Source organism: Peptostreptococcus sp. D1 (assembly GCF_900112955.1).
In the GTDB taxonomy this organism is placed as follows: domain Bacteria; phylum Bacillota; class Clostridia; order Peptostreptococcales; family Peptostreptococcaceae; genus Peptostreptococcus.
The window spans coordinates 432,581-444,991 of the sequence record NZ_FONP01000001.1 but is presented as its reverse complement, the minus strand read 5'-3'; the positions used below and the strand labels follow the sequence as shown (position 1 = coordinate 444,991).

At 32.7% G+C, this 12,411-nt stretch carries 12 protein-coding genes; 11 read left to right on the top strand and 1 reads right to left on the bottom strand.

From position 1 onward, the window contains the following. Positions 1-94: 94 nt before the first annotated feature. The 4 genes from BM120_RS02035 to BM120_RS02020 all read left to right on the top strand — a co-directional run bounded on the left by BM120_RS02035 (position 95) and on the right by BM120_RS02020 (position 3,339). A complete protein-coding gene (locus tag BM120_RS02035) occupies positions 95-655 on the top strand; it encodes an Mpv17/PMP22 family protein (protein WP_091992813.1) in 561 nt (186 codons plus the stop codon). 110 nt (positions 656-765) lie between these two features. Continuing rightward, entirely contained in the window at positions 766-1,602 is an 837-nt protein-coding gene (locus BM120_RS02030; protein ID WP_091992812.1) for an N-acetylmuramoyl-L-alanine amidase, read from the top strand. A gap of 105 nt (positions 1,603-1,707) precedes the next feature. After that, entirely contained in the window at positions 1,708-2,211 is a 504-nt protein-coding gene (locus BM120_RS02025) for a hypothetical protein (protein WP_091992811.1), read from the top strand. Positions 2,212-2,295: 84 nt separating this feature from the next. Continuing rightward, complete coding sequence (locus BM120_RS02020) at positions 2,296-3,339, top strand: cell wall-binding repeat-containing protein (protein ID WP_091992810.1); 1,044 nt, start codon at positions 2,296-2,298, stop codon at positions 3,337-3,339. A 282-nt stretch (positions 3,340-3,621) separates the two neighbouring features. On the opposite strand, the gene BM120_RS02015 is transcribed toward BM120_RS02020, so the two are convergent. Further along, complete coding sequence (locus tag BM120_RS02015; RefSeq protein ID WP_177187348.1) at positions 3,622-4,572, bottom strand: alpha/beta fold hydrolase; 951 nt, start codon at positions 4,570-4,572, stop codon at positions 3,622-3,624. Between the two features lie 347 nt (positions 4,573-4,919). On the opposite strand from BM120_RS02015, the gene BM120_RS02010 reads away from it, so the two are divergent. The 7 genes from BM120_RS02010 to rho all read left to right on the top strand — a co-directional run bounded on the left by BM120_RS02010 (position 4,920) and on the right by rho (position 12,368). Continuing rightward, entirely contained in the window at positions 4,920-6,536 is a 1,617-nt protein-coding gene (locus BM120_RS02010; protein ID WP_091992808.1) for a putative polysaccharide biosynthesis protein, read from the top strand. Between the two features lie 120 nt (positions 6,537-6,656). Then, the gene (gene mazG / locus BM120_RS02005) at positions 6,657-8,096 is read left to right on the top strand and encodes a bifunctional methyltransferase/pyrophosphohydrolase YabN (protein WP_091993021.1); all 1,440 of its coding nucleotides are present in this window, start codon (positions 6,657-6,659) and stop codon (positions 8,094-8,096) included. A gap of 182 nt (positions 8,097-8,278) precedes the next feature. Next, positions 8,279-8,557: an HU family DNA-binding protein gene (locus BM120_RS02000; RefSeq protein WP_091992807.1), complete on the top strand. Its 279-nt coding sequence runs from the start codon at positions 8,279-8,281 to the stop codon at positions 8,555-8,557. 79 nt (positions 8,558-8,636) lie between these two features. Continuing rightward, positions 8,637-8,876 carry an RNA-binding S4 domain-containing protein gene (locus BM120_RS01995; RefSeq protein WP_091992806.1) on the top strand — a complete coding sequence of 80 codons (240 nt, stop codon included), beginning with the start codon at positions 8,637-8,639 and terminating at the stop codon, positions 8,874-8,876. Continuing rightward, on the top strand, positions 8,876-9,790 hold the full coding sequence (locus BM120_RS01990; RefSeq protein ID WP_091992805.1) for a Ppx/GppA phosphatase family protein: 915 nt from the start codon (positions 8,876-8,878) through the stop codon (positions 9,788-9,790). Before BM120_RS01995 ends, BM120_RS01990 begins: the two co-directional genes overlap by 1 nt. A 48-nt stretch (positions 9,791-9,838) precedes the next feature. After that, positions 9,839-10,723 carry a UTP--glucose-1-phosphate uridylyltransferase GalU gene (gene galU, locus BM120_RS01985; RefSeq protein WP_091992804.1) on the top strand — a complete coding sequence of 295 codons (885 nt, stop codon included), beginning with the start codon at positions 9,839-9,841 and terminating at the stop codon, positions 10,721-10,723. Positions 10,724-10,874: 151 nt separating this feature from the next. Then, a complete protein-coding gene (rho, locus tag BM120_RS01980) occupies positions 10,875-12,368 on the top strand; it encodes a transcription termination factor Rho (protein WP_091992803.1) in 1,494 nt (497 codons plus the stop codon). Positions 12,369-12,411 lie beyond the last annotated feature (43 nt).

Genomic DNA, 12,411 nt, shown 5'->3' with positions numbered 1-12,411 from the left:
ATTCCTAGTGTGTCAAGTTCTTGTTAAATTTCTAGTAATAATGTATAATATATATGCTAACGATATCATAATAATATTTTTAATGGAGGTATTCATGTCGTTTTTAACAAATCACTACGTACTATCATTTATTAAGTTTGCTATTCTCGCAACCTTGGGTGAAATTATTGCATCAAGTATAAAAAGTAAAAAAGTGACGATTCCACATTCAATTGGATATAGGATGCTTATCTGGGGCTTGCTTGGTGTTTGGATAGCATTTATGATGGGAATATTTGCTGAATCCATGACTGCAAAGCTTTCGAAGGCAGGTAGTCCAATATTACATTCAAAGCTTGCATTCGCATTTTTAACATCTGTGCTGATGAATACATCATTTGGTCCGCTGTTTATGGTTTTCCACAAGCATACGGATACATATTTGGATATCAGATATGAAAATAGGTTATCAAACGAAACTGAAAAGATAACTTTAAGAGATGTATGTGGCAGAATTGATTATTACGCATATGCGAAAAATGTTTTGGTTGGAACACTACCTACTTTTTGGGTACCAGCTCATACGATAACCTTTTTGCTTCCCGGAGAATATAGAGTAATATTTGCAGCATTGCTATCTATATGCTTGGGAATAATTTTATCTTTGAAATCATAAATTTTTATAATACTTAATTATTATTGAGCTATCACATTTTTCATGTGGTAGCTCTTATATAAAACATTTTTATATTAAATTCTTTATTATATTGACAGGAGCGTGAATTGATGATTACAAAATATTTAAGAGGATTTTTTATAGTATTGACAATTTGTATTTTAGCTATCGGATTATTTGGGTGCAGTAGAAACGAGAGCTCCAAGCAATCATCAGAAATTAAAACAACTGATATCAATAAAGATAAAAATGAAAATGGTGATATAATAAAGAATGATGGTGACAAACTATCAGAAAATGGTATCACTAGAGTAAAACATATTGTAGTAATAGATGCAGGGCATCAACAATATCCGATTGATGAGCATGAGAGCATTGGTCCTGGTTCATCGGAAACAAAACCAAAATTGTCATCAGGAGCTTCAGGTATAACGACTGGAATCAATGAGTATCAACTGACTCTTGATGTTTCATTAAAGCTGAGAGACGAGTTTAATCGTAGGGGATATGAGGCTGTGATGATAAGAGAAAATAATGACTGTCCGTTGAGTAATAAAGAAAGAGCAGAGATTGCCAATAAATATGATGGGATTTTTCTAAGGATACACGCAAATTCTGATCAAAATAGCTCAATTAGAGGAGCACTGACATTAGCACCTAGAGCGGATAATCAGTTTATGTCTAACGAAAATATTAATGATAGTCAAAGGCTGTCAAAGAATGTTTTGGATTCTATGGCTTTAGAAACTGGAGCGAAAAACAGAGGTGTGATAAATACCAACAGTATGACAGGTATAAATTGGTGTAAAATTCCTGTAACAATTGTAGAAATGGGATTTATGTCAAATCCAGAAGAGGATCTTTTGATGCAAAATAATGAGTATCAACAAAAAATAGCTAAAGGGATAGCTAATGGAGTCGACAAATTTTTCGATGAAAATAATTAGTAAAAGTAAGATAATGATTACCATATATATTAAAAAAATGACCATATAATGTTATTATTTTATGTGGGCAGCATATTTATTAATTTTATGAGAAGGAGATAGCATATGATTAGAAAAGCCATTAATGATGACATTGAAATAATACTAAAGATATTTGATGTGTCTAGAAATTATATGAAAAATAATGGAAATCCAACTCAATGGCCAGATAACAATTATCCAAATATCAATATTATAAAAACTGATATTTTAAATGGAAATTTGTATATTGTCGAAAGAGATGGCAAGGTGGCTGCGTGTTTTTCTTTTATTCTTGGTGAAGATTCGACCTATGCAGATATTTACGATGGTGAATGGCTTAATAATAACGTATATGGAACAATACATAGATTGGCCAGTCTTGGAACAACAGGTGGGATTTTTGAAGAAGTATTCAAGCATTGTGCTGATATGATGGATGAAATTAGAGTTGATACCCACAAAAATAATACTAAATTGAGAAAAAAATTAATCGAAAATGGATTTTTAGAATGTGGAGTTATATTTGTAGAAGACGGTACAGAAAGAATCGCATATCATTATTCAAGGTGTAATTCGAGTAATAAATAGCTGTCATAAAAAGTTATAGTAAAAAATGTCATAAAAAGATTGTCATGAAAGCTTATTTTTATAAAAAATTGTTTTGGAGGTATTATGAAAAAGATAGGTAAATTGATTTTGGCTTCAATTGTATTAGTAATGGTAAACCCATTGAAAGGCAATAGTGAGGAAAAAAATTATTTGATAGCAAATGCGGAGAAAAATAATTCTGCTGTTCAAATATTTAGATATTATGGTAATGATAGATTTGAAACATCAACGATATTATCAAATCTGTTATCTATTAAAGGCTCAGAGCATATTTTTTTAGTAAATGGTGAAAATTTCGCTGATGCATTGTTTTCGGGACCACTTGCGTCAGTTTCAAATTCTCCAATACTTTTGACAAAGAAGGAAGAATTGCCAAAGGTTGTCGAAAATAAAATTGCAGAAATGAAGGTAAAAATGGTTACGATAGTAGGTGGTTTGAGCTCGGTTTCTATAGATGTTGAAAATAAGGTGAAAAATATGGGAATAGTTGTCGATAGGATATCAGGCTCTGATAGATTTGAAACTGCAAAAAAGCTATCATATGCCAGAGCTAGAGTACTAGGCTCGAAATCAAGTGAAAAAATTGCTTATGCTAGTGGTGTTAATTTTGCTGATGCACTATCTGCAACCCCATTTATTTACTATGATGATGTTGTGAATATACTGCCACAAAATAATAAGCCTATTGTTGAGTATGTTCCATATAAAAATGAAAGCAATAAGGGGAATACATTGTATATCTTTGGTGGAATCAACTCAGTTCCACAAAACGTAAATTCAGAGTATATGACAACACGCTTTTCTGGAGCTGATAGATATGCAACGTCTGTTGAAATTGCAAAGGAATGTGAAAAGAAGCTAAATAATAAAATAAATACAGTATTCATCGCATCAGGCGAGGACTTTCCTGATGCATTGTCTGTAGGACCAATTGTAGCAAGATATGGTTCGGTTGTTCTATTGACTGAAAAAAATACGCTGAATACTGGAGTTGCTAGATTTATCACTGAAAGACAAATTGATAGAATAAACATCATCGGCGGTGAGTCGACAATATCAAAAAATGTAGTAAATGAAATATTAGAGCTTCATAAAATCAAGAAGTGATGATTGAAACAAATAATGTAACGATAAGTATAAACAGTGAAAAATAATATTCATATGAATAATAAGACAGAGTGAATACTAAATAATGTGACTATGATAAAAAAATGTAGTACATTAGAATAATGTTTTGTAATATTTGGATTTTAAAAAATTTAAAGCTATTATGAAAAAAATAACCTCGTTAAAGGCTATTTATTAGCTGATTAGCGAGGTTTTATTTATTTTATTATCTTATGTATGAATACGAACAAAAAACAATATATTAATAATTAATATTGTCGATTAACTATGATATTCTCTAAGGAAGAAGTGCTCAATACTATTTTCGATAAATAATTTTATATCTGAGTATACCCTAAGCTTATCTTTTTCATTTAATATCTCATGTCTCATGCTAGCATACAAAATCAAGCTTGTTTTTTTGCTTCCATTGCGTATATATTTTTCTCTTGCACTTTTTACAAGCTTGCCATATCCACCGACTGGATCGTCTTTTCCTGAAATAAACAATATAGGTGTATCAGCTAGAGCTTTTTTATGTAAATTCTTCTTTTCAAGCTTTGAAATTTTTTGCATTCCTTTCATAAATTCATTATAAAAACCATTTGTCATGTACATTCCACAAAAAGAATCATCAATGTACTTCTTTACTTCATTGGGATCTGTACTCAGCCAATCGAAAGTAGTTTTAGGGTTAGATATTTTGTCATTATTGCTTTTAAATGCAGCTTTGTGTACAAATTTTGCAAGCTTTTTCTTTTCGCCGAATGTGGTAAGTAATCTGGTAATATTGTATAGGACAGGGTTATCTACATTTCCAGTTCCCATGATTATTATGCCAGATAATTTGGCATCATATTCGTTTATAAAATTTCTCGTGATAAAGGATCCCATGCTATGACCCAATATGAAAAAAGGTATATTTTTTCCATATTTTTTGTGATACTCGTATTTTTTTATATCCAAAAGATACTCAATATCTTTAAGTATTTTATTCCAATCATCGTTAGCAAAGTGTCCAAGTGAATTCATTTCTATTCCGGTTTGACCATGGGCTCTTAAATCCATTCCTAACACATTTATTTCTCCTTTATTCATAAACTTGGCAAAATCAGAATATCTTGAAATATGCTCAGCCATTCCATGAATGATTAAAAGGACAGCCTTTGGTGTTGAAGAACAATTCCATTCATTATAATATATTTTTTCGTTATCTCTATTAAAATATTTCATATGTACCTCCCATAGTGTAAATTTTGTAGAATATAATAATATCATTATAGCGTAATGAAAATTTTGTGGCAAATAAATACCATCATAACGTAATGAAGATTTTGTAACAAATAAATATCATCATAATAAATTATATATCTTTTTATAGCTTATTACAGTAAATTTTACATATATGCCGTAGTCAAGCATGCTTCAGAAATGATGGGTGTAAGGGTGTATGCTGATAGTAAAAAAATATAGGAACAAAGTTGGTAATAGACATTCCTATAGAATAAAAAAATAAAGAAATAAAAGGCTCCACTTTGTGATATAATATCATATATAAGTTTGGTGTTTTGGAGGAAGATATGGAATTTAAGAATAAAAAAAATACATTTCTGATGGGTACCTTGATTTTGGGTGCTGCAGGTGTATTGATAAAAATATTAGGTGCGGCCTTTAGAATTCCCCTTGCGTATTTAATCAGTGAAGAGGGAATGGGTTATTATCAGACGGCATATCCAGTTTATGCATTATTTTTGACGCTTGCGACTGCTGGTTTTCCTACTGCTATTGCAAAGCTGGTATCTGAACAGGTTGCCATTGGAAACCACAAGGGTGCAAATGAGATATTTAAAATTACACATATTATGCTTTTCGCAACTGGAGTTGTGATGTTTACAATACTCTTTGTCGGATCTAACCAGATAGTTACTTCCGTTCAGCATAATCCGAATGCGTTGACAGCAATGAGAGCAATTGCACCTGCATTGCTAATCGTACCATCGATGTCGGCATATAGAGGATATTATCAGGGGTATCAGCAGATGTCAAGAATTGCTGCATCTCAAATTGTTGAACAAGTATTCAGAGTTGTGTTTGGTCTGGCATTGGCTTTTGTTTTTATGAAGAGCATGGGGCCTAAATTTGGTGCTGCTGGTGGTATTTCAGGTGCAACAATCGGTGCATTCGCTTCATTTATGTTTTTGGTATTCATTTATTTAAAGGATTCAAAAAACAGGAAAGCATTGATTGAAAATAGCAAAGGATACGTTAAACAAACTACAGGGGAAATAGTGGGTAAGATTATTTCAGTGGTAATACCTATAAGTATTGGTGCTTGTATAATGCCTTTGGTAAATGTCGTAGATACAGTTATAGTGATTTCTAGATTGGAAGCTGCAGGGTTTACAACTGATGCAGCAAATGGAATGTTTGGTCAGCTGACTGGGATGGCAATGCCTTTGATAGCAATGCCTATGATTTTTACGACTGCAATCGGAATGAGCTTGGTTCCTGCTATATCTGAGGCATTTGCGTTAAAGAAGTACGATGAGGCTAGAAAGAATGCAAAAATGGCTTTTAAAATTACAATGCTATTAGTTTTACCTTGTTCGTTTGGTTTGGCTTCATTATCAGTTCCTATATCGATGCTGTTATTCCCCAAGCAGCCACCAATGGTAGTTGGCTTACTGTTGTTCGTTATGGCTCCTGCTTGTGTATTCTTGGGATTATTATACACGTTTAACGGAATATTGCAGGGTGTAGGCAAGCCATATGTACCTGTTTATGCACTGCTTAGTGGTATTGCGGTAAAGATAGTCATCAGCTTTGTATGTACAGCAATTCCATCAATTAATATTCTAGGCTCGGCTTTTGGTACTATAATGTCATATGTTATTGCTGCTATAATTGAGTATACATATATAAAGAGATTTTTGAAGATAAAATTTGACCTGATAGATTATTTTGTAAAGCCTTTGATAACGGTAATTGTCATGTTTGTGGCTGCAAAATACTCTTATGTTGGATTTAATTTTATTCTTGGAGTAAAATTTTCTACACTTTTAGCAATAGCTGTGGGAGGTATAGTCTATATTGTAGTTTTACTGGGAATAGGTGGAATTACAAAGGAAGAAATACTTGCAATGCCAAAGGGTAGAAGTATTTTGAAGAAATTGATGAGGATAAAATTGGTTAGATAATAATTGACTGTATAGAGATTTGTTAAATTTGGTGGCTGCAAAACGTAATTGTGGTCATCAAATTTATTTTTTTATTTGAATGATGTAAATATTTTGAGTGATGTAAATATTGGAGGAAAAATGAGCATTAAGATAATCGGACTAGGTCCTGGAGACAAGTCTCAAATCAGCTATGGTGCTATTGAGGCACTAAAATCTGGAAATAAAATTTATTTGAGAACTGAAAACCATCCTGTGGTAAATGATTTAGATATATGTTATGAGAGCTTTGATATTCTTTATGAAAGGGCAGACAAATTTGAAAATGTTTATGGTGAAATAGCAAAGAAAATTGTTGAAATTGGTAAAAATGAAGATATAGTATATGCAGTTCCAGGACATCCTAGAGTGGCTGAAACATCTGTTACATACATAGAAAACTTATCAAAAGAGGAAGGCGTGTCAGTGGAAGTGGTTGCCTCAATGAGCTTTGTAGATGCGATGTATGCTTTTTTGGGCTTTGATCCATCAGAGGGATTTAGACTGTTGGATTCATTTTCTATAAGAAAAAAAGATTTGGATACAGATGTAAACATAATTATCACACAGGTTTATGATAGATTTATCGCATCAAACATAAAAATTGAGCTTATGAACTATTATGCCGATGATCAAGATGTTTGGATTGTGAGGGCTGCTGGTGTAAAGGGAATGCAGTTTAAGAGTAGAATCAAGCTGTACAAGCTTGATAGACAGGAAATGGAATTTGATCATTTGACAAGCATATTTATTCCAAAGGGTGGAGAAAAGAATTTCAAGGACATTATGGACTTGGTCGAAGTGACAAGAGTATTGAGAAGTGATAATGGATGTGAATGGGACAAAAAACAGACCCACAGGACTCTTACAAAGTATTTGATTGAAGAGTGCTATGAATTAATCGATGCGATAGAAAATGATGATATAGACGGAATTGTGGAAGAATTAGGGGATCTGCAATATCACATTGTGCTTCATTCTCAAATTGGATATGATACGGGCTATTTCGATTATGACGAGATTTGTAATTCATCTGTTGAAAAGATGGTGTTCAGACATCCTCATGTTTTTGGAGATAAAGAATATGAGGAAGGTAGCTGGAATATAAGTAAGATGAATGAAAAAGGAGAAACCAAAGTATCTGAGGGTATGAGAAGAATACCGAATCATCTTCCAGCTCTGATGAAGGCGATAAAGGTTCAAAATAAAGCTTCAGAGTCTGGATTTGATTGGAAAGAAATAGACAATGTATTTGAAAAAGTACGTGAGGAGTACGAAGAGCTTATTGAAGAATATAATAGGTGTGATTATGAAAAGATGACAGAGGAGTTTGGAGATCTTATTTTTTCCATTGTTAAGCTTGGAAGATGCTTGAATATAGATCCTGAGCGTGCCCTTTGTATGACGATAAGTAAATTTGTGAATAGATTTGAGTTTGTAGAGGATTCATTGATAAATAATGGATTAAAAATTGATGAAACAAATCTGGAAACACTTGAAAAGCTGTGGGAGGAGTCCAAAAAACACATAAAAAATACATAAATATATAAAATTGTTAATTGAATTGTAAAAAAATAACATATTTTTAAGTGTATTTAGCACTTATTGTTGCTAAATGGGGATTCTTATTGTATAATAGTGTTGTCAACAAGAAAATATGTCTATGGGAAGATGTATATTTTTAGTTAATTAAATTGAAGAAAATTAATCAGGAGGTAATGATTGTGAACAAGGCAGAATTAGTTGCAAAAATTGCAGAAAAGAGTAACTTAACAAAAAAAGAAAGTGAATTAGCTTTGAACGCTTTTATGAAAGTTGTTGAAGAAACTCTAGTTGCTGGAGATAAAGTTCAGCTAGTAGGATTTGGAACATTCGAAACTAGAGAAAGAGCTGCTAGATCTGGTAGAAATCCTAGAAAGCCAGAAGAAGTAATTGAAATACCAGCTTCTAAGGCACCTGTATTTAAAGCAGGAAAAGGTCTTAAAGAACTAGTTAATAAATAAGTCATATAAAATGGTATTGGCAATGACTCTTGTCAATACCATTTTTGGTTATAAATAAACGAAGGTTGTGGAGGTGCTTATGAGACTAGATAAATACTTGAAGGTTTCTAGAATAATTAAGAGAAGAACCATTGCTAAGGAGGCTTGCGAGAAAGGTTTGGTAGAAATCAATGGTAAGGTTGGAAAATCATCCTCAGAAGTAAAGATAGGAGATATTATCGAAATTACGTTTGGCGAAAAAAAAGTAAAATATAGAATTACTGAAATCAGAGAGCATGTGCTAAAGGATCAAGCAAAAGAGCTTTATGAGGTTCTGTGATGAGGTATGGTATAATAGATATAGGAACAAACTCGATGAGACTCTTGCTTGCACAGTACAATGATGATGTCTTTGAATACAGAGAAAAAATAATTGATACAACAAGGCTAGGTGAGGGTGTGGACTCTGAAGGCATGATATCAAAGGAATCAATTTCTAGGAATATAGATGCACTGCAAAAGCTCAAAAGAATAGCTGTTGATTATGGCTGTGATAAAATTCATTGTATTGGAACTGCAGCATTAAGAAATGCAAGAAATGGTTTGAGCTTTGTCAAATTGGCGAAAAAAGCTACAGGCTTGGATATTGAGATAATTTCAGGTGATAGAGAAGCACTACTTGGCTATTTGGGTGTAATAGGTGGTCTAAAGTCCATCGAGGACAATTTTATCGTAATAGATATAGGCGGTGGATCAACTGAATTTATTGTTGGAAATAGTGAAGAAATTTTGTTTAAAGAAAGTGTCGATATAGGGGCATTGAAATTGACTGAAAGGTTTATAAAATCAGTACCAGAGACAGATGAAACGATTAGGGATCTAAGGAAATACATTAATATCGAAATAAGGAATGTAATATCAAAAATTTTATCATTAGGAATACCAATGAAATTAATTGGCATTGGTGGAACCATCACATCAGTTTCTGCTATAAATCAAAAATTAGAAAATTATTCAATGGAAAAAATTCATTTGAGTGAAGTAACAATTGATGACATAAAATCACAAGTACAGGAAATAAGAGCGATGACTAGTGATGATAGAGAAAATATCAAGGGTTTACAGAAGAAGCGTTCCAAAATAATATTAGCCGGAGAGTATATATTGATAGAAATAATGGAATTGCTTCAAAAAAATAAAATAATTGTGAGTGAATTTGATAGCTTGGAAGGGTATATACTATTTAGTAAGTAAGCACTCGAAAATATAATTATATAAGTAATTGAACGGGAGATGAATGTATTGAAAAACAAAGTAAGAAAAGCTGTAATTCCAGCTGCAGGGCTTGGTACTAGATTTTTGCCAGCGACAAAGGCACAGCCTAAGGAAATGTTGCCGATAGTTGATAAACCAACACTTCAATATATAATTGAGGAAGCCGTTGCATCAGGTGTAGAAGAGATATTAATAATAACTGGTAGAAATAAAAAATCCATTGAAGATCACTTCGATAAATCTGTTGAGCTTGAATTGGAATTAGAAAATAAGGGAAAACATGATTTATTAGAAACAGTTAGGGGAATTTCTAATATGGTAAATATCCATTACATTAGACAAAAGGAACCAAGAGGTCTTGGCGATGCAATTTATTGTGCGAGACACTTTATAGGTGACGAGCCTTTTGCCGTTATGTTGGGAGATGACATTGTTGATAATGGAAATGGAACTCCTTGTCTGAAGCAGCTGATCGATGTTTATGAAAAGTATCAGACTACTATACTAGGTGTTCAAGAAATCGATAAAAAAGATACTGATAAGTATGGAATAATTGATGGTAAAAGGATAGAAAATGATGTTTATAAGGTTGATGCATTGGTAGAAAAGCCTAATACAGAATCTGCACCATCAAATGTAGCTATTTTAGGTAGATATATAATAACACCAGATGTATTTGATATTCTAGGAGATTTACCACCTGGAAAGAATGATGAAATACAGTTGACAGATGCCTTGGAAAAGCTTATAAAGGATGATGGCATGTATGCATATACATTTGAAGGGAAAAGATACGATCTTGGAGATAAGCTTGGTTTCCTAAAAGCAACAGTTGACTTTGCACTAAAGAGGGACGATTTGAGAGAGGCTTTCTTGAATTATCTTGAAAATGTGTGTAAAAATAATGGGTAAATTGGAGAATTAACATGTCTAATACGAGGAAGAAAAAAAATACACTAGGAAAAATTATTGCAATATTTATTGCCTTGTTGTTTGCATTATCAAGCATAGCGTCGACTATATATGTTTTGATGAATAATTAGTAATAGAAAGAAGGTAAACGATGATTGATATAGATCTTGTTAGAAAAGAACTCAACAAGTCTAATATATTAGAGCTTAGAGTAGCCTCAAAAAACATTGGGATGAAATCAGTTACAACTTATAAAAAACACGATTTGGTTGAAAAGATTTTGGAAAATTTGGAAGAAAATCCGAGTAATGCTAAGTTAATAGCTAGTGAACTGGACATTAATTTAGAATTGAACGACAAGAGTCTTGAGCAAAAAAATGTGGAGCAAAAAGTAGAAGAACAAAAAACAGTAGAACAAAGGGCTACGGAGATTATACCGAAAAAAGACTACAGCACATACTATAAAAGTGATGTTCAATTGACTCTGGATAAGAACATAGATGGCACACCTAGAGTTATACCTGAGATGAATGATGGGAATAAGGTCGAAGGTGTTCTTGAAATATTGCCGGAAGGGTTTGGTTTTTTGAGAGGAAGTAATTATCTTTCCACAGAGAATGATATATATGTTTCTCCAAACCAAATTAGAAGATTTGGTTTAAAGACAGGTGATTATGTTGTTGGTGTTACAAAACCAGAAAATCCGTCTGAAAAGTTTAGAGGATTGATGTTTGTTTACAGTATAAATGATGAAAATCCTCTTATGGGTAAAAGAAGAACACCATTTGAGCAGCTCGTTCCGATTTATCCAGATGTAAAATTGAAGCTTGAAACTACATATGATAATCTTTCGACGAGAATAATAGATTTGTTTTCTCCAATAGGTATGGGTCAAAGAGGTCTTATTGTAGCTCCACCAAAGGTCGGGAAGACGGTTTTGCTAAAGAAAATTGCAAATAGTCTGACTGAAAACTATCCTGATATAACCTTGATAGTTTTATTGATTGACGAACGTCCTGAGGAAGTTACAGACATGAAGGAATCAATTGATGGAGAAGTTATTTATTCTACGTTTGATCAGGTTGCATCTCACCATGTAAAGGTTGCAGAAATGGTTTTGAATAGAGCGCAGAGATTGGTTGAACATGGAAAAGATATAGTAATTTTACTTGATAGTATTACTAGATTGGCTAGAGCATATAACCTGACTATATCTCCAACGGGAAGAACACTATCTGGAGGTATAGACCCTGGAGCATTGCATGGACCTAAAAAATTCTTTGGAGCGGCTAGAAATATTAGAAAAGGTGGTTCGCTCACGATTCTTGGGACTGCGTTAGTTGATACAGGCTCGAGAATGGATGATGTAATATTTGAAGAATTCAAGGGTACTGGAAATATGGAGCTGCATTTGGATAAGGGTATGGCTGAGAAAAGAATATTTCCAGCTATTGACGTGTATAAGTCTGGTACTAGAAGAGAAGATTTATTGCTTTCTTCTGATGAAATGGATGCTTTATACAAGTTTAGACGGTCATTCACTGCCGGAGAAAACCAAATTGCATCGGATAAAATAATAGAAGAGATGAAAAAAACAAAATCCAATAGAGAATTTCTAGATTTAATTAAAAAAATAAGCTTTTAGCGATTGTTAATACTTGAAATAGAATCCTTAATATGATATAATA

Coding starts and splice junctions, on each gene's coding strand:
- BM120_RS02035 (WP_091992813.1), top strand. CDS start 95: ATGTCGTTTTTAACAAATCACTACGTACTATCATTTATTAAGTTTGCT.
- BM120_RS02030 (WP_091992812.1), top strand. CDS start 766: ATGATTACAAAATATTTAAGAGGATTTTTTATAGTATTGACAATTTGT.
- BM120_RS02025 (WP_091992811.1), top strand. CDS start 1,708: ATGATTAGAAAAGCCATTAATGATGACATTGAAATAATACTAAAGATA.
- BM120_RS02020 (WP_091992810.1), top strand. CDS start 2,296: ATGAAAAAGATAGGTAAATTGATTTTGGCTTCAATTGTATTAGTAATG.
- BM120_RS02015 (WP_177187348.1), bottom strand. CDS start 4,572: ATGAAATATTTTAATAGAGATAACGAAAAAATATATTATAATGAATGG.
- BM120_RS02010 (WP_091992808.1), top strand. CDS start 4,920: ATGGAATTTAAGAATAAAAAAAATACATTTCTGATGGGTACCTTGATT.
- mazG (WP_091993021.1), top strand. CDS start 6,657: ATGAGCATTAAGATAATCGGACTAGGTCCTGGAGACAAGTCTCAAATC.
- BM120_RS01995 (WP_091992806.1), top strand. CDS start 8,637: ATGAGACTAGATAAATACTTGAAGGTTTCTAGAATAATTAAGAGAAGA.
- BM120_RS01990 (WP_091992805.1), top strand. CDS start 8,876: ATGAGGTATGGTATAATAGATATAGGAACAAACTCGATGAGACTCTTG.
- rho (WP_091992803.1), top strand. CDS start 10,875: ATGATTGATATAGATCTTGTTAGAAAAGAACTCAACAAGTCTAATATA.